Origin of the sequence: Streptomyces sp. NPDC086835, from assembly GCF_044745705.1 — a bacterium.
Classification (GTDB): domain Bacteria; phylum Actinomycetota; class Actinomycetes; order Streptomycetales; family Streptomycetaceae; genus Streptomyces.
On record NZ_JBIVAU010000015.1, the window covers coordinates 26239 to 50110 of the forward strand.

Here is a 23872-nt window from a genome sequence, read left to right on the forward strand (position 1 = left end):
CCCTCCTGACCCGGCCCGCGCAGCCTCTGATCCGAGTGTTCCTGCCGACTACAGCGGGGAAGGCCGACGGCGTGGCTGAGCGATCCCGAGGTCGGCACGTAAGAGAAGGGGCACCTCCGGGATCCACTCTTGTCAGCCTGCGGCTCGATGGAACGTGGTTCCCTCTACACCGCCGTAGCGATCGATTTCGTACGGAGCTGCGCCGCCAGACGTCTGTCGGTCCTGTCCCGTCTTGCCGTCCAGGACGATCGGCTCGTCCCCCACTTCCCCGTACACGGCGCCGTGCCAGAAGCCGGTGACCTTGGGCACCACCCGTCCGGAATCGTCGGGCAACGCCCACCGCTTCTGAACCGAAGCGGCGTCGAACACCGTGATCCCGCGGTCTGCCGCCCCGTACCCGTACTTGGAACACAGGACCAGGGACCGGGCGTCGTGGCGACACCGCCAGCCCGCGCCATCGAGCGTCACCCGCCGCTCGCCGCTGACCGCGTCCACGACGAGTGTCTTGTCATCGAGGTTTGCGCTCAGCAACCGCGGTGCCGCTGTGGCGGGCTGCCGCGCATCCGCAAGCGTCCACTGCTGTTCGCCCGTGGCGGCAGCCAGTCCCACCAGCCTGCCTTCGGCGTACCCCGTCCTCTCACCACCGGCGACGACACCGTCGGCGAAGGTCAGCGCACGAAAATCGGCCTTCTTCCAGCGGACGGTGCCCGCGGAGGGATCGACGGCATACGTGGTGTCGGCCGCGGTGACGAACGCTGCGCCGGCATCCACTCCGACGACCTGCGGCGCGAGGAGCTCATCGGCCCCGATGGGAACGGCGGCGAGCCCGGTGGAACTGGGAGCCGATGTGATCTCTGCCGACCAGGCCGTCTTACCGGTGGCCGTCTCGACGGCCAGCACCTCGATCACGGATCGGTCCGGCATGGTCCCTTCGCCCTCCGCCTCCCTGTTCCAGGCGGCGTACACGGTTTTGCCGTCAGCCGCGACCAGAGGAGCGACACGATTGCTGCCGAAACCGCCCGGGTCCGCGGCGTGCTTCGTATCCACTTCCCACCGCGGTTCCCCGGTCCCGGTGTCGATCGCTGCCAGTCCGTCCTCGGCCGTGATGTACGCAACCCCGTCGGCAAGCGTGACTGCCGGCCGTGATTCCTCCCCGCTCGTCGTACTCGGCTGGGCGGCATCCGGCAATTCGACCGCAGGCCCGTCAAAGCGCACGGGCGGGTCGAACCCGGGACGGCTCGGCTCCTTGGAGGTCACATGGGATGGTTCTGCGGACTTGCCGGACGACTTCGCATCCGATGAGCCGCCGTCTCCACAGGCGACTAACGCCGTTGCCGCCAGCGTGACTCCTGCCGCGGTAACGGCCCATCGTCGCAGCCTGCCTCTCCTGCTCATCTCCCCCGTCTCTTGATCTTCGCGATCACGACGATAGCGCTTGGGCTCCCTGTAGACCGGAGGTTCTTTGACCACCCGAGGGACTGTAAATCGTTCGGTCACGCAGCAGACTTGAGGTCGGCGTTTCCTGGGTGGCACACCCGACGGCGGGAGCCCGCCGGGTGTGTCGTTGTGCGTCACGGGGTGAGGGAGGTGAGGGTGCCTCCTTCGACCTTCAGTGCCGCGCCGGTGGTGGCCGAGGCCCGGTCGGAGCTGGTGAAGAGGATGAGGTCGGCGACCTCGGAAGGCCGGATCAGCCGCTGGATCAGGGACGTCGGGCGGAAGCGGGAGATGAACTCGCGCTGCGCGGCGTCGAAGGACTCCGCCTCGGGGATGAGGGCGGTGATGTATTCCTCGATGCCCTCGGTGTGAGTGGGGCCGGGCAGCACGGAGTTGACGGTGACGCCCGTGCCGGCCGCGGCCTTGGCCAGGCCGCTGGCCACCGCCAACAGGGCGGTCTTGGTCACGCCGTAGTGGACCATGTCCAGGGGTGTGTCGATGGCCGTCTCGCTGGAGACGAACACGATGCGGCCGAAGCCGCGCTCCATCATTCCGGGCATGTAGTGGCGAGCCAGCCGTACGCCGCTGAGGACATTGACCTCGAAGAAGCGACGCCACTCCTCGTCCTGGATCTCCAGGACCGGGGTGGAGGCGAAGATGCCGGTGTTGTTGACCAGGACGTCCACCTCGGGCACCGCTGCCAGGAGCGCCTGAGCGCCCTCGGCCGTGGACACGTCGGCGGCCACGGTCACGATGTCGGCGCCGGGCACACGCTCGCGGATGCCGTCGGCCGCCGCTTCGAGGCGGGCCTCGTCACGGCCGTTGAGGACGGTGCGGGCTCCGGCGCGGGCGAACGCCTCGGCGGTGCCAAGGCCGATGCCCAGCGTCGAACCGGTGATCAAAGCAGTTCGGCCGGTGAAGTCGATGTACATGCTGTCTTCCCTCGATAGTCCGCGACGGGGCAGAGAATCCCGTCGAGCCGTCCGTCTGAGACGGAACGTTCTCTCTGAGAATGAGACGGAACGTTCTCTCTTGTCAAGCCTTGCCAGTGAGAACGTTCCGTCTCATAATGGGGGCGGCCAGAACCGAACCTGCGTCCCGACCCGAGGAGGTCCCCCGTGGCACGACGCTCGCCGGAGGAGACACGACGGCACATCCTGGAGGTCGCCGGTGAACTCTTCTACGGCCGGGGTGTCCGCGCGGTCGGCATGGATCTGGTGATCAGTACCGCCGGCGTGGCCAACGCCACCCTCTACCGCCAGTTCGCGACCAAGGACGAGCTGGTCACCGCCTACCTCGTCACTCGCAACGAGCACTGGTGGAAGCGCCTGCACGAATCCGCCACCGCGCTCGACGCCCGCGGGAGGATCAGGGCCCTCTTCGACCTCACCCGCCAGGACATGGCCGTCCCGGGCTACCGCGGCTGCGCCACCCTCAACATCACGAGTGAGTTCCCCGACACGGACCATCCGGCCCACGCTGCCGCTGTCGCGCACAAGACCGAAGTGCAGGCCTGGATGCGCGACCAGCTCCGCGAGGCCGGCGACCCGGATCCCGAGGACACGGCCGGCAAGCTCCTGGTCATCCTCGACGGCGCACAGGTCCTGGCGGCCGCGCTGGGGACCGACGCCCCCGGTGACCATATGATCCAGCTGGCCGAGCAACTCCTCGACGCGCGGCTGCCCACCACCCACTGAGCCTGCCGACCGGCACAGGCCCGTACGAGAGGCGGGACCCAGCCGGTTCGACCAGGGGCCCCCGCTCAAGGCAGTAGCCGGACGGGGAAGTTACAGCCCTCCGCCCGCAGGGAACAGCGGGCCAGCCTCGCCGGCGCGTGGGCCCTGTCTCCGCGTGAGGGGCAAGGACCGTGGGCGCCTCCTACGGGGGATGCGATCTCGTGCGCGGGGTATGCCGGCGGACCGGCCGCTGACGGCCCGGCGCGGGCCCGTGCGGGCGCCCCGCGTCGCTGGATCGTGGGCGTCGGCGCAGGAGGGGTCAGGCGGGGGTGACGTTCTCGGCCTGGGGTCCCTTGGGTCCTTGGGTGACCTCGAATTGCACCTTCTGCCCCTCGGTGAGCTCGCGGAATCCCGTCGCGCTGATGGCCGAGTAGTGGACGAACACGTCCGGGCCGCCGCCGTCCTGGGCAATGAAGCCGAAGCCCTTCTCCGGGTTGAACCACTTCACCGTGCCGGTAGCCATCGTGCTGTTCTCCTTCGTGCGGCGCGGGAGAAGGCCCGCGTCGGGCGTTGCCAAGCGATCGTCACGGCTGCCCGGTTTCCTGAGCGGCCGACACGCCCACACGTATGAGTGAGGTGCCTGTTTGCGATCCTGAGGAGAGCGTTCTGCCCAGCTCAGGGTCGAACGGGTCTGTCAAACGAGCGGTGTAACTGGGGTGGTTGATGGTTACTGACGGGCCGCTGAGAGCCGGCCGTCGAAGGTGATGTCGAAGGCGTTCAATGCGGTCTTCCAGCGCATGCTCCAGCGGGCCTGGCCCTTGCCTGTGGGATCGAGCGACATGATCGCCATGTAGACACACTTCAGGGCGGCCTGCTCGTTCGGGAAGTGTCCGCGGGCCTTGACCGCCCGCCGGATCCGCGCGTTCACCGACTCGATCGCGTTGGTCGTGCAGACGATGCGGCGGATCTCGGTGTCGAACCGCAGGAACGGAGTGAACTCCTCCCACGCGTTCTCCCACAGTTTCACGATCGCTGGATACTTCCTGCCCCAGGCGTCGGCGAGCTCGGCGAACCGTTCGAGGGCGGCCTCCTCGGTCGGGGCCGTATGGACGGGCTTGAGGAGTTTGGCGATCTTGTCCCAGTCCTGGCGGGCGGCATAGCGGAAGGAGTTTCTCAGCAGGTGCACCACGCAGGTCTGCACGATCGTCTTCGGCCAGACCGTCTCCACTGCCTCGGGCAGGCCCTTGAGCCCGTCGCAGACCAGCATCAGCACGTCTTGGACGCAGCGGTTCTTGATTTCGGTGGATGTGCAGCCAGTGCTTGGCACCTTCGCCGCCGTCGCCCGCCCACAGCCCAAGAATCTCTCGCCGGCCTTCGACCGTAACAGCCAGCGCCACGTAGATGGGCCGGTTGGCGACCGCACCGTCACGGATCTCACGTGAATGACGTCGATGAAGACCACCGGATATACGACGTCGAGAGGCCGGTTCTGCCATTCGGCCATGCCCTCGAGGACCTTGTCGGTAATCGTGGAGATGGTCTGCCGGGACACCTCGGCGCCATAGACCTCCGTGAGATGGGCCTGGACCTCACCGGTGGTCAGGCCCTTCGCGGCCAGCGAGATGACCATCTCGTCGACACCGGTCAGGCGCTTCTGCCGCTTCTTGACGATCTTCGGCTCGAAGGAGCCGTCCCGGTCGCGGGGCACGGCTATCTCCACCGGCCCGACCTCGGTCAGGACCGTCTTGGAGCGCGTGCCGTTGCGGGACTTGCCGCCGTCCTTCCCCGCGGGATCGTGCTTGTCATAGCCGAGATGGTCGGTGATCTCGCCCTCCAGGGCGGACTCCAGCAGCCGCTTGGTCAGCTGCTGGAGCAGCCCGCCTCGCCGGTCAACTGCAGGTCACAGGCCCCGCGCCATGGCGCAACCTGCCTACAACCGATAAAGATCATCTTCTCAGTCCATGAAGAACCGCAGCTCAGAGAGCTATGACCTGGGCGACTACGTCAATCAGATTGAGACGACATACCGCTCACGAACCTGGCTCGCCGCCCTCGGGGGGCGCTATAGCCGGAGCTGCGATCGTCGGCGCCGTGTGGGCCATTACCGCCAATCAGGAGCCCGACGGACCGGGGACGTTCGACCTCACCGGCACGTTCGAGCTCACAGACAGTGGGAGCGTGGGAAGCCTCGACGACTCCACCTGCTACGGCACCGGCGACATCGCCACCGGCACGTCGGTCACCGTGTCCGACGCGGCCGGGAAGACGATCGCGACCGGGGAACTCGGCACGTCCACCCTGCTGCGGGAGGACGGCGACACGTACGGCATCACCGAGACGTGCGAGTTCGCCATCGTCGTCCAGGGCGTGCCGAAGGGGTCCGACTTCTACAAGGTCGAGGTGTCGCACCGCGGCACGCTGCAGCTGACGGCGGTAGAGGCCGAAAGCGGAGGCTTCGCCGGCACCCTCGACTGACCGGCCCGCCCGGGCCCTGACGCACGTCCAGCCACTCCCCGGTGGGGCGTCCGCCGACGCGGTCGGGGCCGCTCGGCGGCTCCGCCCGTACCGCCGCCTCCGGGCCGCCTCCTGTGGGTCGGCGGTCGCCAGCTGCGATTGGTCGGCTAGCGCGGCCTGCCGGGCCTGTTTGAGCTCCTCGATCCGGTCCTCGTCGGGAACCGGCGCCCTGCGTTCAGTAGCCAGCTGGGTGGTGTACCAGAGCACCACGTCCCGGACGATGTCCGCGGCCTGCTGCTCGTCACGCCTTCCAGGCCGGAGAAGTCGGGGATATCGGGGTCGGACACGGCGACCACTCTCCTTATTTGATCTTGCAAGGGAACTCGCCATTGTCCTACCGGCGTCTCCCCCAGGGCAGCGTGGCCAGTGGCCACGCGAAGGGCGGGAAGCCGCGCTGTGACGCGCCGCCCAGTCAGGGGATGCTGTCCCCGAAGGACCCGCCGCAGGACGTAGGTTGGGGCCGGTTGATCATCTAGCGGGGGTTGGCGTGGCGGGAAGAGATCTGCGAGCGCTGTTCAGCAGCAACGACCGGGGCATGGCCACTGCGGAGGCGTTCACCAACCGCCAACTGCAGTGGGAATTGATCGCGGCCGCGCTCGCCGAGCACCTGCGGCACACCGCCGATCGAGGCTTCGACGTCGAGGACCTCGAAGCCCCGCGCAACAACCTGATCGTGTTCCACGGAGTCGGCGGCATCGGCAAGACCACGCTCTCCCGCAAACTCGAGAACGCGCTCGCCGGCGCCGAGCACCGGCCCGCTCAGTGGGGCGAACCCACCTGGAGCGGCGAGCGGATCCTGCCCGTACGCATCGACCTGGCCCGCTCCGCGAACACGGATTTCGAGCAGCTCGTGCTGACGATCCGGGCCGCGCTCGCCGAACTAGGCCGCCCGCTGCCCGCTTTCGACCTGGCGCTGCGGCGCTACTGGGAGCAGCAGCACCCTGGGGAGTCGTTGGAGGAGTACCTGCGCCGCGGCGGACTGATCGGCCGGTTCGGCAAGGCGATGCCGCAGCAGGTGCAGGCCGCGCTGGCGGACGTCGCCCAGGCACTGCTGCTGCCGGGAAGTGTGGGTACGGCGGTTGGTGCGGTGGCCGGCTCCCTCACGAGGGCGCTGCGGGAGCGGCGGCAGACTGTCCGCGCGCTCTCCGGGTGTGCGAGGCTCGCCGATCTGCTGGAGGCAGATCCCGATCTGGAGGCGCTGTCCTTCTATCCGCACCTGCTGGCCTGGGAGCTCGCCCAGCTCCCCGCGGACAAGAGCGTCACGCCGGTGATCCTGCTGGACACCTTCGAGGACGTCGGCGACCGCACCCACCGTGACCTGGAGCGCCTCATCCAGCGGGTCGTGTGGCTGATGCCCAACGCGTTCTTCATCGTCACCGGCCGTTCCCGGCTGCAGTGGGCCGAGCCTGGGTTGCAGGGCCAGCTCGACTACACCGGACCGGCGGCCTGGCCCGGTCTGGCCGCCTCCGCCGTCGTGCCGACCGCCCGTACTGCGGCGACCGGGGTCGCACGGAGCGGCGGCCGGCAGGTGCTGGTGGGGGACTTCTCCCCCGAGGACTGCGACGACTACCTCGTCCGCCGGCTCGCCCGCGACGGCCAGCCCCTCATCAACGCTGAGATCCGCCAGGTCATCGCCGACCGCTCCCACGGCCTACCGCTCTACCTCGACCTGTCGGTAATGCGTTTTCTCGAGATCCGCCGCACCGGCCGTGAGCCGGTCCCGGCCGACTTCGACCATGACTTCGGCGCCCTGATCACCCGTACTCTGTCCGATCTGACTCCCGAGGAGCGGCACGTCCTGCGCTCCGTCGCCCTGCTGGATGCCTTCGACCTCCCTCTGGCGACCCGAGTCGCGGGCATGACCCACGAGGCACCGGCAATGCGGCTGATCGAGAGGCCCTTCGTCCGCGAAAACGCCTTCGGGCTGTGGCCCTACCACTTGCACGGCCTGATCCGCTCCTCCGTGCGCAACGCCGACGACCAGGCTGACGACCGCTGGTCCCCGCGCGACTGGCACCAGGCCGCGACACGTGCCCTCGCCGCGCTCGGCGAGCAGTGGGCCACGGGTACCGGACGGGACCGAATGCTGCTCGTCAGCTGCCTACGCCAAGGCCTGCTGCTCGCCCGCGACTTCCGCCTCGGCCTGGGGTGGCTCGCGGAGGCAGCGTGGGGCTACGTGAGCGACTCCGTATGGGAGCCGCTCGCCCCACCCACCCGGACTGACTCCGCCAGCACGTTGGAGACGGCCGCTGATGCCCTGGTCGAATTGCTCAGCGCGCTCGCCCGGCGACAGCACGAGCACCGGGAACGCACCGCCGACCGGCTCGCCGCGGTCGCAGCCACCGGGCTGCTGCCCGCCGACCTGCACGAGATGGCCGTCTACTACCTGGCCAAGGCCCAGCGTGACCTCGGACGGACCGAGGACTCACGCCTCGGCATGCAGCGCGTCATTGCCGGGGGCGGCCCACTGGCACCGGCCGCCAAGCGTGGCCTTGCCCACCTCAGCCGCCTCGTCGGCGACTTTCCCACCGTCATCGAAGCTGCTCGGACCCTCGGCTGGGAAGGGCGGCACCACCGGGTACGGGCGGAAGTGTGGTGGGTACAGGGTGAGATGGCACGGGCGGCTGCCGCCTACCAAGCCGGCCGCATCGAAGCGGAGCAGCACTCGATAGCAGGTGAGGCGGCCACCGCTCAGTCGATGCGCGCCCTTGCCCTCGCATTCCTCGATCCGGACGAGACCGACGACGAACTTGAATTCGCAGAACAGCTCCTGTCAGGAGTCAACATTCGCGCGTCGCGCATCAACGCTCAGATCGCCGCGCTCGTACGCGACGCCGGCAGGCACGCGGACTGGGAAGACCGCGCCGCGCACCTGCGCACCGAGATCAGCATCGCTGGCCTCTCATCCGTGGAAACCACCCTTGAACTGGCCGCGTGCTTCCACCACGCCGCCCGAAACGCACACAACGAACTGGCGGCCGCCATTGCGCGACTCCGCCACCTCACCCAGTCCGGCAACTACGCCTACTACGTCGACCTCGCCCACTTCATGGCCGGTCTCGCCCTCGATGTCCCCTCCGCGGCACGGTGGCTGGACGGCGAGCAGGCCACCCGCATCCGATGGCGGGCGCTGGTCACCGCCCGGCGCGAGTACCTGCGCAACGCGCGCTGAGAATGCAAACGGCGGCCGTTCCCAGTGGAAACGGCCGCCGCCGTTCCTGCGAGCCGGCGTCTGGATGCGACGTGTCAGGTGGGATTCAGCGGGGTGATGCCCGTTCCCGCGTACAACTCAGGCTCGAGGGACAGAACGGGGATGTTCAGCTTTTCGTACCTCTGCACGAAGGCGTGATGAACGTGCCGGAGCTGACGCCGGATCGGATCGAGCAACTGTCCGAGGTCGGGATGCGGCAGACGTAGCGAGCGCAACGATGCGACTGCTGTCGACCTATCGCGGGGTGCGTTGGCCGGACTCCACTCTCGACACAGGTCAGGGCCGCGCAGCAACAGCTGCGCAACCCTGTTTCGGTACGCCTCGGATCCCGCCGGCTGCGGCGAGCGGTCAGGCCGGGTTGATGTTCTCGGCCTGGGGGCCCTTCTGGCCCTGGGTGACGTCGAACGTGACGACCTGGCCTTCCTGGAGCTCACGGAAGCCCGAGGAGTTGATCGCGGAGTAGTGGGCGAAGACGTCCGGGCCGCCACCGTCCTGGGCGATGAAGCCGAAGCCCTTCTCCGCGTTGAACCACTTCACAGTTCCCGTAGCCATGTCTGATGCCTTCCAGTCGATGAACGCCTCCCACACCGTGCGGAAGGCGGAGGTGATCGCCCTGGTTCCTGCGGCACGGCACAGCAAAACGCCCACGCCGAGGCGTGGGCAAAGGGAACTTCCGAACCACGACAGCTGACCCAGACGGTACACGTCCGCACCTGCTGTCACCACAGCAAATCTGTACACGTCGCGCCTTGGACCAGGTGCGCGCCTATCCGCCGCAGGCCCGCATGCGCGGCCCCAACTCAAGCCGCGGCCGTTGGATTCGTTGATTCGGCTACGCGGCGGGATTCGGTGTTGATGCGCTGTGCCTCCTCGAGCTGATCCTCGAGGATGACGATCCGGCAGGCCGCCTCGATGGGCGTCCCCTGATCGACGAGTTCCCGAGCACGGGCGGCGATGCGCAGCTGGTAGCGGGAGTACCGGCGGTGTCCGCCCGTCGAGCGCAGCGGTGTGATCAGGCGGTGTTCGCCGATGGCGCGGAGGAAGCCCTGGGTGGTGCCGAGCATCTCGGCGGCCCGGCCCATCGTGTAGGCGGGGTAATCGTCGTCATCGAGACGGCCGTACGTGTCGTCTGCTGTCATTGCACCTCTCTGGTGAACGCGTGGAGGGGCCCGGGTGCCGTACTGGCACCCGGGCCCCGAAGGAACTGCTACACCATCTGCCGGCCCTGATGCTGCGCCGGCCTACTGTTTCCGCAAACCCGACCGAGATGCTGTCGGGGGTGCGGGGATCGCGGATGCGTGACCGGAGACCACCTCGCTATCGATGTCCTGCGGTACCCGGGCCTCGTACTGCTCACCCGGGCGATCCTGATGGCGCTTGGCTCCTCCGTTCTTCCCTCTGGATCAATCACTTACCAAACGGGAACTACGAACTGCTGTTACTGCGAACTGCTTGTACTGCTGGTGGCCTCTCACAGCGCCACTTCGGCAGCCAGCCCCGTCGCCCATCCTGCATCTGCTCTGGCTCAGAACCCCACTGCCGAACCTCCCGGTGCGCGCGCCCGCAGCCGACGCCTTCACCGAGGTACCACTCACTGATCTCACTGCTGGGTACTGCCAACTGCACTTACTACGGGTACTGCCACTGCGTTAACTGCGGTACTGCTCACGGCGGCCCCTGATCACTGCGGGCCGCCCGGTCCGGTCACCAGTCCCGTCGCCGTCCTGCAACAACCCTGGCTTCGAAACTCCGTCACCGCACCGTCCTGCGAACTGCAACTGCGTGTGCTGCTGGCCCGGCAGTTCGTCTCTGCCGGGCCCTGCGGTCTTTCTTGGTTACGGGAGAAACCATAACCACACCACCACCCAATGTCTACTCCGGCCGACATAGATTTCTGCGCGTTCACCGATCAGGTAATCGGCCTCGAACAACGACACGGACGGGTGCGAGGGGCGGCCTGCGTCGCCGTGAGGGACGGGACGAACTCCAGCGGGGTGTGAGGGGCGGTCACCCCTCCCCGCTGCTGCTCGAGCTCTACCGCTGCGGCGGTTGAGGTCTGGCGGGGGGATCGGGGGCGGTGGTTTGGGTGCCGGCACATGGTGGGGTGCCGTGGGCACTGTGTGCGGCCGGTCGTTCCTGAGCCATGACGTGCGTCGTATTTCATTTCTGGCGGTATGCGGGTGATCTGGCCCGATAGCCGCTGTCCGCCCGGAGGGGCTCCCCCGACCAGGAGAAGGTGGAGGCTGTGCACGACCTGTTCGCCGACGAACAGGTCGTGCACAGGGGGAACCGATCTGCTCACGGGGTGCTCGGGTTCCTGGCCCGGTCGGTGCCGGGCCGAGTCTCTGCCGATGCCACCGTTGCGTTCGTCCGCTCGGCTGCCGCGCTCCACCTTCGCCAGGAGCCCGGGCTACGCCTGCGGGGCAAGCTCGGCCATGGGGCCCCAACCGTGCTGGTCGGGGATGGTCACATTGATGATCTCGGGTGTCTCGGCGATGGCGGCGGCCATCGTGGCCAGCCCGGCGTTGAAGTGGCCGGACTGTACGTGGGCGGCTGCGGCGGCGTCATCTGCGAACGCCTCCAGCAGCGTGAACCTGTTCGGGTCGTCGACACTGCGGGACCAGTCGAAGAAGAGGTTGCCCGGTTCGGCGCGGGTCGCCTCGGTGAAGGGACCCACGAGAGACAGCCACTCGTCCGCGTGCTCTGGACGGACGGTAAAGCGTACGGCGATGAAAATCATGGCTCCACGATGCGGCGCACGACCGTCAGCGGCCAGTTGCGGGCGGGCTCATTCCGACGCTGCCGGAAACGCAGCCGCGGCCAGCGTGAGGAGGGAACTGATCTCGCCCCGGCGGCGCTGGAAGTCCGCGAGGGGAAGGGAGGCCGACAGGACATGGTCCGGACGGCGGGGCAGCGGTACGGCGAGACAGGCGTAGGCCGGGTCCGCCTCACCCACGGAGACCGCCAGACCTCGCTGCCGGACGCTCGCGAGCTCTGCCTCGAAGCGTTCCTCGTCGGTGATCGTCCGTTCGGTGAGGCGGGCCATCCCGTGGCCGGCGAAGTAGCGCCGCCGTTCGGTTCGGGAAAGCGAGGCAAGCAGGGCCTTGCCGTGGGCCGTGGCGTGCGCCCGGGTCTCCAGGCCGGGCACGAAGGGGTTCTGGCTGTCGGTGAGAGGGGCGGTGGTGTCGATGACGGTGATGCATCCGCCGCGGTATGCGGTGAAGTAGGCCTCGGCACCGGTGGTACGTCGCACGTGCGGCAGCAGCGCGGCGACCGCGGTGCCGGCACCCAGGTGCCGCTGGAAGGACCGGTGCAGAAAGGGAACGCGCGGCCCGGGCGCGTACCCTTCCGGTCCCCGGATCAGATACCCGCGCGCCGTCAGCGGTCCCAGCAGGTGGTACACGGTCGACAGTGAACACCCCACACGCCGTGCGAGTGCTTTCGCGCTCAGCGGTCCCGGCGCATCGGCCACAGCGTCCAGCAGGGCCAGCGCTCGGTCCACGGACTGGGGCCCGGACATGGCGTTGATCCTTTCGGGTGGGCGTCGGCGCCATGAGGGTACTGCCGTCGCGCCCCCAGGTTCGCCCAGGTGAGCTCGGCTCAGCAGCGAGGGCCCGTGCCATTACCGCTGATACGTTGAATTTGTGCATTTCCTGGGCTCGAGAGTGTGGAGATGCGAATCACACAGCGGATCCGCGTCGGTTCGACGTGGTCACGGGCGGCACATGGGGCGGGGAGGGCTGAAGCGAACGCGTTGGGCTATCGGCTGGTGCAGCGGAATGTGCGGCCCCCGCGTGCCACGACTCTGGTGTGTTCTGGCGGGATCGCTTGTTCGCCTGCGTGGGAGGTCGCGGAGCCGTTCTGGCGGCTCGCGGAGGCTTTCGACGCGGATCACTGGGCGGTGTTCGCCCGGACAGGGCGGGGCATGCAGATGTCGGACCCCCAGGCGTACGAGGCGCAGCTCGCCTCGATCGTTGAACGGTGGGCTCGGGAGAGCGACGTTGACGAGGACCAGGCCCGGCGGATGCTCGAGCCTCAGCTCCTGTCGGACGAGGGCGCGGGGATGGTGGCGCCACAGGAGCTGGGGACCGTATCCGACGGCGCATGGCTCCGCTGGCGTCGGCGCAGGTGGCGGTAACAGCAGAGTTCCGGCGGACGAGGCGCCACCGCACCGGCTGGTGGACATGTGCGGGCTGACATTTCAGCCCGAGCGCATCACCGGCCTCGACGTGGACGGGCTGCCGCCGACGGTGCAGCTGCTCGTTGCCGCGCGCACCGACCTGGTGGCACCGGGGCACCTGGCGCGGCTGCGGGAGCGCGGCGAGATGGACGCGGCTGCGGTCTTCGACCAGCCCGTCGGTGTAAAGCACCAGGCTGGATCCCTCCTCCGTCAGCTGCAGCTCGGCAGTCTCGAAGGGCTCCCCGCCCAGTCCCAGTCCCAGGGGGCAGTTGTGGACGGCGGTGCGCAGTCGGCCCATGGTGGCCGCCGCGTGCAGCCCATGGCCGACCACGTCACCGACCACCAGGGAGACCCGTGCCCCGGGAAGGGGGATGACGTCGAACCAGTCCCCGCCCACCCCTGCCTGCGCGGGCCGGTACCGGTTGGCAACCTCCAGGGCGGTTTGTTCGGGCAGGTCATCACCGTGACTGTGAATTGGCGGTTCCGGAACCGCCGTTCGACTGCGGCGTCCCTTGTCGTCGGCCGTCCTCCTGCCGCTTGATAGGCGCGACCTCTCAGGGAGCCGTCAGCGGTTCGAGTCCGAAGGTCCGGCCGAGCCGTTCTTCGACCGCCTTGAGGCCTTTGATGCCCTTGGCGAGTTCCTTCCAGCCCCGCTCCACCTGCCTGGCCTCCTCGGCGCTCTGGCTGCTGTCTCCGGTGCCGAGCCGCGTCGCGTCGTACACGGCGCCGCCACCCTCGCTGATGTCCTTGAGGGCGGCCGACCAGGCGGCCTGGGTCTTCGGGTCGGGGATGGGAGGGTACTCCTGGGCCTCGCGGACGCCATCGAAGAACCAGGTGAAGTCGATGACCCACATCTCCTCGTCATGGTGGGAGTGGACCTCCTCGGCCAGGCGGTGCACGCCGGTGATCTGCTCCTCACCTCCGGACCCGTACCAGAGCGCAACATTGGCGGCGGTCCGCGCGGAAGTGGTGGCGGACGGGTAGTGCGTCGGTGGGGTGCTCTCCGTCGGCGTCAGCAGGTCGTCGATCGTCGTGGTGGTGTCCGTGGGTGTCGGTTCAGTGGCCGGTGCCGTACCGGGAGCGGTGGAACAGGCGGCCAGGGTCACCGCGGCTGTGAGCGCGGTGAACACCAGCGCGAGGTGTCGTGTCGGTTGCTTCATCGCAAGGTCCTCCTCATCAGCTCGGCCAACAGGCGGGCGCGGGGGACCATCTGTGCGACCTCCACGTACTCGGTGTCCGCGTGGGCTCCATCACCCACGGCGCCCAAGCCGTCCAGGGTCGGACAGCCCGACGCCGCGATGTGGTTGCCGTCCGAGGCGCCACCGACGGCGGCTGCGCTCAGGGGCGCCTGGCCCAGTTCCGAGGCGACGCGAGAGGCGAGGGCGAACAGATCGGCGCTGGACTCCGGTTCCATGGGCGGCCGCCCGGGGCCGCCCAGAATCTCCAGCCGGGCACCGGGCGTTCGGGGGATGAGTTCTCGTACGAGCCCGTCGATCCGGTCCTGTGCCGCCGCGGTCGGTACGCGTACGTCCACCGACACCCTTGCCGTCGCGGGCACCGTGTTGCACGCGCTGCCGGCCGACAGCAGGGTGGGCGTGACGGTCGCGGCGCCCATGAGGGGGTGAGCTGTGCCCGCGACTGCCCCGATGCCGGCGAGGGCCAGTACCTGGTGAGCGGCCTCCACGGCGGCGTTGATCCCCTTGTGCGGTTCCTGACCCGCGTGGGCGGCCCTGCCGTGGACCACGACTTCGTACCGTGAGGTGCCCTTGCGGGCGGTCTTGAGCGCGCCCCTCGCGTCCGCGGCCGCCTCCAGCACAAAGGCGGCGACGCACCCCTGGGCGGTTTCCTCGATCAGGTGCCGGGAGGTCGGGGAGCCGACCTCCTCGTCCCCGTTGACCAGGATGCACACCCCGTCCGGGGAAGGAAGCAAGGCCAGCGCGTGGAACATCTGCACCAGGCCCGCCTTCATGTCCAGGACCCCGGGGCCGCGGGCGATCCCGCCGGCCACCGACCAAGGACGGGACCTGAGCGAGCCGATGGGCCACACCGTGTCGTGATGTCCCACCAGCAGCACGCGCGGGGTGCCGAAGGCCCACCGCAGATGGGTCACCCCGTCGATCACTATCGTCTCCGGCTCGGCTCCCAGCAACCTCGTACCGATGGCGCCGACCACCTCGGCACTGCGCGCCACCGCGGCGTGGTCGCCCGAGAAGGACTCGCACCGGACGAGCTCCTTCAGATCAGCGAGCATCACCGGCAATTGGAGCGCGGCCCCCCGGTCAACAGATCCCACCGGCCCCACCTCTTCACCTCGTCGCAACATCACGCATCTCCCCCTCGGATCACACGTGTCGGTGGAGCGGCCGTGCGCCCGCCTCCTCCGCAGCGCCGCCGCACGAACGACGCTAGGGCGCGGCAAGGAATGTCACCAGCGACTGGATTGCATGGAATCCATGCGTCGCAGGCATGTGTCGGGGACGATGTCCAGGGCCGGAGAAAGGCCCTGGCGGCGGGAGGAACGTGTTCGAGAACGACGCGCTGCGGCTGCTCGTGGCGGTGGCCGAGACGGGGTCGTTCACCAAGGCGGCGGTCCGGCTCAACTACACGCAGTCCGCGGTGTCCCGCCGGATCGCCACGCTGGAACAGCAGGCGGGCGGGCCGCTGTTCGAACGGCTGCCGCGGGGTGTACGGCTCAATGCCGCGGGGCGGACGCTGCACCGTCACGCCGTGGAGGTGCTCGACCGACTGGCACGTGCGGAGCGGGAACTGGCCGTGCTGCGCGCGGGACGCGGCGGGCTGCTGCACGCAGGAGCGTTCGCCACGGCGAACATCTCGCTGCTGCCGGCCGCCCTGCGGGCGCTTCAGGAGGCGACGCCGGATGTCGAGGTCGTCGCGGTCGAGGGCCCGACCGACACGCTGATGCGGCGGCTCACGGACGGGGCACTGGACATCGCCGTCGTCAGCGACTATCCGTACGGGCTTCCGTCGGCCGACGGGGTCACGACCACCGTGCTGTGCGAGGACGAACTGTTCGTCGCCCTCCCGCGTGGGCACCGCCTGACCGGCGCCGGGGCGATCGACCTCCGCGAACTGCGCGACGAAGCCTGGCTGCAAAACGCGTACGGCGACCGTCCCACGATGCTCGCCGACGCCTGCGCGCGGGCGGGCTTCGCTCCCAGGAGGATCATCCGCATCGCGGAGTGGACCGGGAAGTTCGGCTACGTGGCCGCCGGGCTGGGAGTGGCGCTGGTGCCGTCGCTGGCCGCCTGGGCGGTGCCTGAGGAACTCGTCCTGTGCCCCCTCACCGACCCCGCCTTGCGCCGCACTCTGCACATCGCGCTGCCTGCCACCCCCTTGCCGACGGCGCTGCAACTGCGGAACCTGCTGCGCAACGCCGTGAACTAGTTCTACTGCCCAGGGAGGTTGGTCAACCTGGTGACGGGCGGTTTGCCGCCGGTTGCGGTGTGGGGGCGGTGGAAGCGTTCGACCTTGCCGTTTGTCTGTGGCCGGTAGGGCCGGGTCTTCTTCGGAGTGATCGCGAGCTCGGTGCAGGCCTGGGTCCAGGGTCGGGAGCGGTAGGCCGAGCCGTTGTCGGTGAGGACCCGCTCGGGGGTCACCCCGCGCGCCCGGCTCTCCCACGTGCTGCTGGCAGCAGGTCGGCTACGGGCGCCCGTAGCGGGATGCCGACTCGAGGGCTATGTCCTGGGATGGGCTTTGACCCCCCACAGCCCAATGGGCTGACCTCTCGGGCACTGGACCACGCCGCACCCGTACCAGCGAGCCGCCCGCTTTCGTCGAGGGCAGGCCAGTGGTGCGCTTCGCGCGCTCGGAGTTCACCGGGAACTCGGTGAATGCGGTACGCAGGCCGGGACCGACCGCCATCAGAGGTTCAGCTCCGCCCAACAGGTGGATCCGCCCAGGTGTGCAATCGTTCCGTATCGAACTGCCACGGCGTCAACAATGATCATGCCCCGGCCGTGCTCCTCTTGCTGATCGGCTGTCGCCGGTGGGGTGGGGCGTGGGCCGCCGTCGGTGACTTCGATCCGTAGGAGGTGTTCCTGGGTGCAGCGCAGGCGCAGCGTGGTCGGCGGAACGGCGTGGAGCACTGCGTTGGTGACGAGTTCGGAGATGATGAGCAGGGCGTCGTCGAGTGCTGTCAGGGACATTGTCAGGTCATCGAGGAATTCCTTCGCAAGGCGGCGAATTCGACTGACATCTTTGGCATCAGCACTCCCCAGGGCGAGGTGTCGATCTCGCGAGTCGGCTGTGGCGTGCCAAGGGCTTTCGCCGAGCTGGTCGGTGGCAGTGGCCCTGCAGGATGCGTTCGGTGTGAGCTGTCGCACCGGCTCGGCCAGTTCAGGGAGTGCTTGAGCAGTCATCACGACCTCGTTTCCGCGGATGAGACAAGTGGTCGTCACGTCCGCTGACCGATGGCTCAACTGGTTATAACCAGATATGACCAGTTTGAGCTCGCAGCGCGAGGTTGTCAATTTCGATATCGCACTAAATGCGCGGAATCTTTGCGGATTCAGCGGTCACGGCCGATTTTGGGGCTGTTCTCGCCTGTGGCCTTCCTGCCAGCGGCTTGGACTGGTCACCGGAGTCACCGCTGGTTCCTGGTTCGTAGTGCCCGTGAGTGCCACTCCCGGACCTCCTTCAGCGGATCGCCGTCCAGTTCCCAGGGCCAGGAGGTGGCGATCGCCGCGGTTGCTTCGAAGACCGGCCAGGCGTCCCGCACGCGTGCGGCTTTCGTCAGCACGTAGGCCAGAAGGTTCAGGTCGGCGAGTGCGGCTGCGTGCTTCAGGAAGCCAGGCCGGGGCCAGGTTGCCAGCGCCTGGTCGACGAGGACGCGTTCGTGGGGCTGGTCCCAGTGCCTGCGGGCGGTCAGCGCGGTGATTCCTCCGGCTGCCAGAGCCCTGCGGTACCGGTTGAGGCTGGCAGTGAGGCTCAGAGCCGCTACGGGGGAGCTCGAGGGTGCAGAGGCAACGACCGAGTCGGTGAACTGGACAGTCAGGACGTTGGACCCGCATTCCTCCGGAGAGACGTAGTGCAGCATCTGCCAGTGAGCCTCGCGATTCCACGGATCACGCGTCTTCACGGCCGTCCATATGGGGTGAACGAGGGCCCAGGGTGCCCGCAGGAGTCGGTAGTAGCTCAGCAGCCCGACCCAGGGGGCAGGGTCCGCCGGCGCCAGCTCAGCGGCATCCCGGCACAGGGAGACCGTGGCGCCCAGATCGCTGCCGGCGCCGCCGGCTCGTGCCCGGGTGATGTCGGCAAAGGCCTGTAGAAGCATTGCGTCGGCACTGGCAGGATTCCAGGCGCGCCATTGGCCTGCCAGGACGTGCGCGTCGGGAAGCGTGGTGAAGATGAGCAGGCGGTGCATCCGCCGGTCCCAGTCCTCTCCCGGATCGCGCAGTGCCTGCTCTATCGGGTAGGTGAGGGCGCCACGGTCGTTGCACTCGGCCAAGTTGTTGCCCTGGGCCGCGATCTGCGCTTCCAGATGTGTCAGGGCGCGGATCAGCGGCCAGTCATCGAGCTCGGGCTGCAGCCGCTGGGGAGGCCGCTGGCTTCGTTTTCGAGGCCACACCGTGACCTGCTCCTTTCATGCGCCGTCCACGTGCCGGTGGCGACGCCATTGCTGCCGGCCGCAGGACGATCCTCGGCGTGTGCTGTCCCGGCGTGGTGGCTTCAATGTGTCCATTGCGGGAGGGCGGGAGCCCTGAGGTCTGCGGCCAGCAAGGCCGCTCCGAGAAGGCCCGCATCCGCGCCCAGTGGCGAGATGTCGACGGACGGCGCGGCGCGCCAGGTGAGTCCGCGCCGCAGGGTGCGTCGGACGGGGGCGGTGAGTGCTTCTCCGGCCGCGCTCATGCCGCCGGCCAGGACGATGTGCTGGTGGTCCAGGAGCACGGTCGAGGTGACGAGCGCCCTGCCGAGAGCGTCGGTTCCCTCGGCCCACAGCCGTGCGGCATGCGGGTCGGTGTCCAGCCGTGCGGTGATGTCGGCCGCGTTCTGCGCGGTGTTCCCGGTGCGGCGGTAGCGGCGGACCAGGGCACTGGCTGACACGTAGGCCTCCAGGCATCCGTGCTGGCCGCAGGCGCAGAGCTCACCGTCGGCATGGACGGGGATGTGGCCGAATTCGCCGGCGAAACCCTGGGCGCCTCGTACGATCCGGCCGTTGCTGACGATTCCGGCAGCGACGCCGGTGCCGAGGACGACGACGAGCAGGTCCTGTACGCCGGCGCCGAGTCCGAGGCGTTGCTCGGCCAGGCACGCTGCGCGGACGTCGTGCTCGAGCGTGACGGGCAGGTGCAGCCTGTCCCTCACGGCTGCGGCGAGAGGCGTCTTGTGCAAGCCGAGATTCGAGGCGTACCGGACGACACCCGCATCGGCGTCGATCAGCCCTGGGGCACACAGGCCGACGGCTGCGGTACCGGGACGGACGAGAGCAGCGGCGGTCCGCACAACGGCAGCGACAACCGCTGCGGGCCCTTCGCAGGACGGGGTGGCCAGCCGCAGGGACTCCTCGGCCACCCCCTGAGGGTTAAACCGCGCGGCCTTGATGGTGGTGCCGCCGAGGTCGACGGCGACGACATTGGCGGGGCGGCTCATCAGTACCCCTGACCGGGGGGCTTGTGTCGGGCGATGTAGCGGTAGTAGGGCTGCTGTTCCAGTCGGGCGGCGGCGAGCTCGTCCACCACAACCGTGACGTGCGGATGCAGTTGAAGGATCGATGCGGGGCACTGCGCGGTGACGGGTCCTTCGACGGCGGCGGCCACCGCATGGGCCTTGTGCGGACCGGTGGCGATCAGCACGAGGTGGGATGCCGCCCCGATCGTGGCCAGCCCCTGGGTGATGACGTGCCGGGGCACCTGGTCGATTCCGCCGAAGAAGCGCGCGTTGTCGCGGCGGGTGTCGTCGGTGAGGGTTTTGAGCCGGGTGCGTGAGGCGAGGGAGGAGCCCGGCTCGTTGAAGCCGATGTGGCCGTTGACGCCGACCCCGAGGATCTGCACGCCGACCGGTCCCGCCGCGGTGAGTGCGCGCTCGAAACGGCGGGCCTCTTGCTGCAGGTCCGATGCCGTGCCCTGCGGGGCGTGTACCCGGGTGGGGTCGAGGTCGATGTGGTCGACCAGCTCGCGGCGTATCACCTGGGCGTAGGACTGGGGATGGGAGGGCGGGAGTCCCACGTACTCGTCGAGCAGGAAGGCGTCGATACCTGCGAAGCCCAGCCCCTGGTGCCGGTGGCGGCGGATCAGGTCCCGGTAGACGCTCAGCGGCGAGGAGCCTGCGGCCAGCCCCAGAGTCTTCACACCGTCGACGATCGCGCGCTCGATGATGCCCGCGACAGTGCGGGCGGCCCCGTCGGCGTCGGGGAGGAGCACCACCTCCATGTCAGGCCTCCTGCCGTTCGCTCGCTGTGGCGGGGAAGGCGTCACTCATCCGCAGCACGGTGGCGCGTGCTGCGGCCGGTTCTCTGGCGCAGAGCGCGCTCGCGGCCAGGTCTTTGCAGTCCTGCAAGGTGAGCTGGGTGAGTGCGTCACGGACCGCGGCGACGGCCGGTGTGGCCATGGACAGGCTGCTCACGCCCAGCCCGACCAGGACGGGGGCGAGGAGCGGGTCGGCTGCGGCTTCACCGCAGAGGCCCACGGGGCGGCCGAGTGCCGTGGCGGCGCTGCACACCTGGGCAATGAGGGTGAGCAGGGCCGGCTGCCACGGGTCCAGGAGGTGAGCGAGGGTGTGGGCGGTGCGGTCGGCGGCGAGTGTGTACTGGGCAAGGTCGTTGGTGCCGATGCTGGCAAAGTCGACGTGCTGCAGCAGATCGTTCGCGAGCAAGGCTGCTGCTGGTACTTCGATCATGATGCCGACGGTCTGTACTCCGTAGCTGCGGGCCAGGTCGGCGAACTCGGCGGCCTCCTGCACGGTGGAGACCATGGGTGCCATGACCCTCATCTGCACGCCGGTGCGTTGTTGGGCTGCGACGAGGGCCTTGAGCTGGGTCTCGAGGATGCCGGGCACGACCGTGGAGGTGCGCAGGCCCCGAACGCCCAGCGCCGGGTTGTCCTCGGGCGGAAGGCGCAGGAACGGCAGGGGCTTGTCGGAGCCGGCGTCAAGGGTGCGGACGGTCACGGCGCGGCCCTCGAATGCGGTGAAAACCTGCGTGTAGGCGTGGATCTGTTCATCGATGGTGGGGGGCTCGCTGCGGTCCAGGAACAGAAATTCCGTCCGGAACAGCCCCACGCCCTCGTTGTCCTCCTGGGCTGCCCTGGAGGCGTCGCCGAGTGTGCCGATGTTCGCAAGAAGGGCGACAGCGTGCTGGTCGGCCGTGCGTCCAGGTCCGTGTGCGCGGCGCTGCTGCCGGACTCGAGCCTGTTCTTCCAGGGCCTGCTGTCGGCGTTCGGGGGTGGGATGCGCTTCGACGGTCCCGGCCCGGCCGTCGAGGATGACAGGCGTGCCGCCCGGCAGAGCGGCGGCCTCGGCACATCCCACCACGGCGGGCAGACCAAGGCTGCGCGCGAGAATGGCCGTGTGACTGGTCGGGCCTCCTCGCTCGGTGAGCAGTCCCACCGCGTCGCTGTCGGCCAGGCCAACGGTGTCGGCCGGCGAGAGGTCTTCGGCCGCCAGGATGAAGGGGTGTCCGGGGCAGGGGATGCCGGGCATGGGTACGCCCAGAAGGAGTGCGACCGCCCGGTTGCGGACGTCGCGCAGGTCAGCGGCGCGTTCGGCCATGTAGCCGCCGAGTCCCTCCAACTGGCCGCAGTAGTCGTCGACGGCGAGGGTGAGGCTGTGGGCGGTGGGTACGCCGTCGCAGATGTGCCGGGCGGCGGCCTGGACCAGAGCAACGTCGCTGGCCATGGCGGCGCCGGCCTCCAGAATGGCGCCGCCCGTTCCGCTCGCCCCGATCGCGGACAACTGCTCGGCGACTTCGGCCAGGGCCTGCCACACGCGCTGTACTTCGTGCGCCGGATCGTCGCCGGGGGCTTCGGCGGGGTCGGTGACGACCGGCGGCGCCATGCGGATCAGTGGGGCGCATGCCAGCCCCGGGCTGACGCCGTAGCCGGTCATCGTGGTGGAGGCGGCGCTCACGCGTCGAGCTCCTCGCTCAGCAGGGTTGCCAGCTCTTCCAGGACGGCCTCCGCCTGGTCCCCCTCTGCGGTGAGGGTGACCTGGTCGCCGTAGCCGGCGCCGAGGGTCATGACGCCCAGCAGGCTGTTGGCGGGGACCGGGGGCTTGCCGTCGGCGGCAATGGTCACGGGGACCGGTACCTGGGCGGCGGCCTGGACGAAGGTGGCGGCGGGCCGGGCGTGCAGTCCGCTGCGTGAGCCGATGGAGACGACGCGCTGCGCCATGGACGGTTCCTTTCGACGGTTCTCAGGGATGTATGCGGCTGACGTCAGGCCGCAGGTTCGGGCTGTCGCTCCTGCGCGGAATCCGGGTTCTCTTCCTCTCGTCCGGGAGTGCGCAGGTTCCAGCGGCGGATGACGAACCGGAACAGGACGTAGTAGAGGGCGGCGTAGGCCAGGCCGATGGGGATCAGCAGGAGGGGGTTCGTGGCCTTGCCCCAGTTGAGGACGTAATCGATGAGCCCGGAGGAGAAGGTGAATCCGTGGTGGATGTCCAGAGCGTTGACCAGGGCGAGGGAGGTGCCGGTCAGCACGGCGTGCACGAGGTAGAGGGGCCAGGCGACGAAGAGGAAGGAGAACTCGATCGGCTCGGTGATGCCGGTGAGGAAGCTGGTGAGTCCGGCCGAGAGCATGATGCCGCCGACGGCCTTGCGGTGCTCGGGACGGGCTTCGCGCCAGATCGCCAGGGCTGCGGCAGGGAGGGCGAACATCATGATCGGGTAGAAGCCGGTCATGAAGATGCCGGCTTCGGGATCGCCCGCGAAGAAGCGGTTCAGGTCGCCCTGGACACCGTTGTAGTCGCCAAGGATGAACCACACGACGGAGTTGAGGATGTGGTGCAGGCCGAGGGGGATCAGCAGCTTGTTCGCCGTGCCGTAGATTCCGCCGCCCACGATGCTGTTGTTGTCGACGGCCTCGCCGACCGAGGTCAGACCGTCATTGAACAGGGGGTAGATCAAGCTCATCAGAACGCCGACGCCGAGAGCGGTCACGGCCGTCAGGATGGGCACCAGCCGGCGTCCGCTGAAGAAGCCCAGATAGGGCGGAAGCGCGGTGCGGTAGAAGCGCTGCCACAGCATCGCCGCCAGCAGACCGATGACGATGCCGCCCAGGACCCCGAAGTTGACCAGGGCCTGCTCTCCGGCAGGGTCCTTCTGTCCTTCGAGAACGACCGGCGACATCGCTTCGAAGACGCCCTCCAGGACGAGATACCCGACCACGGCGGCCAGTGCGGTGGAACCGTCCGCCTTCTTCGCGAATCCGATGGCGATGCCGACAGCGAAGATCAGGGGCAGGTGAGTGAAGAGCGCCCCGCCGGCAGCGGAAATGACGTGCGCGGTGTCCTGCAGGGCGGGGAAGCGGCCAAGGACATCGTCCTGCCCCAGCCGCAGCAGGAGACCTGCGGCGGGGAGCGTGGCGATCGGCAGCATCAGGCTGCGGCCCAGCTTCTGCAGGCCCGCCAAGCCAGGTCGGCGGCCGGTGGACGGGGTTGTGCTGGTGCTCATGACGACCTCAAGGGGTGTGCAGGAGGAAGGGAGCCGATGGGACGGGCGGAAACCCGGCACGGCAGAAACGGTCAGTGGACAGGACCGGTACCATCTGGTTATGACCAGTAGTTTCAGCATGACCTCGCCGCCACGCGGGTGTCAATGCCTGGGGCGCTCGTTATCGGAGCGAACGACAGCACTGCCGCCGGGGCTCGCCCACTCCCCCGTCCGGTCCGGCCGGAGGCGGGGGT

Annotated in this window: 20 protein-coding genes and 3 pseudogenes; 4 read left to right on the forward strand and 19 right to left on the reverse strand. The window is 68.8% G+C overall.

The window, feature by feature from the left end:
* Positions 1–132: 132 nt before the first annotated feature.
* Positions 133–1257, reverse strand: coding sequence for a PQQ-binding-like beta-propeller repeat protein (locus ACIPJI_RS33610; protein WP_402250658.1), 1125 nt, complete (start codon positions 1255–1257; stop codon positions 133–135).
* A gap of 314 nt (positions 1258–1571) precedes the next feature.
* On the reverse strand, positions 1572–2366 hold the full coding sequence (locus ACIPJI_RS33615) for an SDR family oxidoreductase (RefSeq protein ID WP_356622447.1): 795 nt from the start codon (positions 2364–2366) through the stop codon (positions 1572–1574).
* A 186-nt stretch (positions 2367–2552) separates the two neighbouring features.
* On the opposite strand from ACIPJI_RS33615, the gene ACIPJI_RS33620 reads away from it, so the two are divergent.
* Positions 2553–3131: a TetR/AcrR family transcriptional regulator gene (locus ACIPJI_RS33620; RefSeq protein ID WP_356622446.1), complete on the forward strand. Its 579-nt coding sequence runs from the start codon at positions 2553–2555 to the stop codon at positions 3129–3131.
* A gap of 298 nt (positions 3132–3429) precedes the next feature.
* Here the strand turns inward: ACIPJI_RS33620 and ACIPJI_RS33625 are convergent, their stop codons facing one another.
* Both ACIPJI_RS33625 and ACIPJI_RS33630 read right to left on the reverse strand, forming a co-directional pair.
* Positions 3430–3633 (reverse strand): cold-shock protein, encoded by a 204-nt coding sequence (locus ACIPJI_RS33625; RefSeq protein ID WP_356622445.1) that lies wholly within the window; start codon positions 3631–3633, stop codon positions 3430–3432.
* Between the two features lie 204 nt (positions 3634–3837).
* Positions 3838–4989, reverse strand: a pseudogene (locus ACIPJI_RS33630) (IS256 family transposase); the annotation flags it as partial.
* A gap of 212 nt (positions 4990–5201) precedes the next feature.
* Here ACIPJI_RS33630 and ACIPJI_RS33635 point away from each other — a divergent pair.
* Together ACIPJI_RS33635 and ACIPJI_RS33640 are read left to right on the forward strand one after the other, a co-directional pair.
* Positions 5202–5585 (forward strand): hypothetical protein, encoded by a 384-nt coding sequence (locus tag ACIPJI_RS33635; protein ID WP_402250660.1) that lies wholly within the window; start codon positions 5202–5204, stop codon positions 5583–5585.
* 526 nt (positions 5586–6111) lie between these two features.
* Positions 6112–8796, forward strand: a complete 2685-nt coding sequence (locus tag ACIPJI_RS33640) for an ATP/GTP-binding protein (protein WP_402250662.1) — start codon at positions 6112–6114, stop codon at positions 8794–8796.
* Positions 8797–9183: 387 nt separating this feature from the next.
* Here ACIPJI_RS33640 and ACIPJI_RS33645 read toward each other — a convergent pair whose 3' ends face one another.
* The 7 genes and pseudogenes from ACIPJI_RS33645 to ACIPJI_RS33675 all read right to left on the reverse strand — a co-directional run bounded on the left by ACIPJI_RS33645 (position 9184) and on the right by ACIPJI_RS33675 (position 15266).
* Positions 9184–9387, reverse strand: coding sequence for a cold-shock protein (locus tag ACIPJI_RS33645; protein ID WP_008735947.1), 204 nt, complete (start codon positions 9385–9387; stop codon positions 9184–9186).
* Between the two features lie 248 nt (positions 9388–9635).
* Positions 9636–9974, reverse strand: a complete 339-nt coding sequence (locus ACIPJI_RS33650) for a MerR family transcriptional regulator (protein WP_356622443.1) — start codon at positions 9972–9974, stop codon at positions 9636–9638.
* 1271 nt (positions 9975–11245) lie between these two features.
* Positions 11246–11575 carry a putative quinol monooxygenase gene (locus ACIPJI_RS33655; RefSeq protein WP_356622442.1) on the reverse strand — a complete coding sequence of 110 codons (330 nt, stop codon included), beginning with the start codon at positions 11573–11575 and terminating at the stop codon, positions 11246–11248.
* 48 nt (positions 11576–11623) lie between these two features.
* A complete protein-coding gene (locus tag ACIPJI_RS33660) occupies positions 11624–12355 on the reverse strand; it encodes an IclR family transcriptional regulator C-terminal domain-containing protein (RefSeq protein WP_356622441.1) in 732 nt (243 codons plus the stop codon).
* Positions 12356–13166: 811 nt separating this feature from the next.
* Positions 13167–13469, reverse strand: a pseudogene (locus ACIPJI_RS33665) (PP2C family protein-serine/threonine phosphatase); the annotation flags it as partial.
* A 100-nt stretch (positions 13470–13569) separates the two neighbouring features.
* Positions 13570–14175 (reverse strand): hypothetical protein, encoded by a 606-nt coding sequence (locus ACIPJI_RS33670; protein WP_356622440.1) that lies wholly within the window; start codon positions 14173–14175, stop codon positions 13570–13572.
* Entirely contained in the window at positions 14172–15266 is a 1095-nt protein-coding gene (locus ACIPJI_RS33675) for a M20 family metallopeptidase (RefSeq protein WP_402250714.1), read from the reverse strand. Before ACIPJI_RS33675 ends, ACIPJI_RS33670 begins: the two co-directional genes overlap by 4 nt.
* Positions 15267–15535: 269 nt before the next feature.
* Here ACIPJI_RS33675 and ACIPJI_RS33680 point away from each other — a divergent pair, with 269 nt between their 5' ends.
* Positions 15536–16420: a LysR family transcriptional regulator gene (locus ACIPJI_RS33680; protein ID WP_402250665.1), complete on the forward strand. Its 885-nt coding sequence runs from the start codon at positions 15536–15538 to the stop codon at positions 16418–16420.
* Positions 16421–16422: 2 nt separating this feature from the next.
* Here the strand turns inward: ACIPJI_RS33680 and ACIPJI_RS33685 are convergent.
* The 8 genes and pseudogenes from ACIPJI_RS33685 to ACIPJI_RS33720 form a co-directional block, all read right to left on the reverse strand.
* Positions 16423–16635, reverse strand: a pseudogene (locus tag ACIPJI_RS33685) (IS481 family transposase); the annotation flags it as partial.
* Between the two features lie 261 nt (positions 16636–16896).
* Positions 16897–17394, reverse strand: a complete 498-nt coding sequence (locus tag ACIPJI_RS33690; RefSeq protein ID WP_402250667.1) for an ATP-binding protein — start codon at positions 17392–17394, stop codon at positions 16897–16899.
* Positions 17395–17618: 224 nt separating this feature from the next.
* On the reverse strand, positions 17619–18602 hold the full coding sequence (locus ACIPJI_RS33695) for a hypothetical protein (RefSeq protein WP_402250668.1): 984 nt from the start codon (positions 18600–18602) through the stop codon (positions 17619–17621).
* 101 nt (positions 18603–18703) lie between these two features.
* Positions 18704–19624, reverse strand: coding sequence for an ROK family protein (locus ACIPJI_RS33700; protein WP_356622437.1), 921 nt, complete (start codon positions 19622–19624; stop codon positions 18704–18706).
* Positions 19624–20403: a glucosamine-6-phosphate deaminase gene (gene nagB, locus ACIPJI_RS33705; protein WP_356622436.1), complete on the reverse strand. Its 780-nt coding sequence runs from the start codon at positions 20401–20403 to the stop codon at positions 19624–19626. The genes ACIPJI_RS33700 and nagB overlap by 1 nt, the downstream gene beginning before the upstream one ends.
* 1 nt (position 20404) lies before the next feature.
* Positions 20405–22096: a phosphoenolpyruvate--protein phosphotransferase gene (gene ptsP / locus ACIPJI_RS33710; RefSeq protein ID WP_402250670.1), complete on the reverse strand. Its 1692-nt coding sequence runs from the start codon at positions 22094–22096 to the stop codon at positions 20405–20407.
* Entirely contained in the window at positions 22093–22359 is a 267-nt protein-coding gene (locus ACIPJI_RS33715) for an HPr family phosphocarrier protein (RefSeq protein ID WP_307711159.1), read from the reverse strand. The genes ptsP and ACIPJI_RS33715 overlap by 4 nt, the downstream gene beginning before the upstream one ends.
* 44 nt (positions 22360–22403) lie before the next feature.
* Positions 22404–23639, reverse strand: a complete 1236-nt coding sequence (locus tag ACIPJI_RS33720; protein WP_307711158.1) for a PTS transporter subunit EIIC — start codon at positions 23637–23639, stop codon at positions 22404–22406.
* Between the last annotated feature and the right edge of the window lie 233 nt (positions 23640–23872).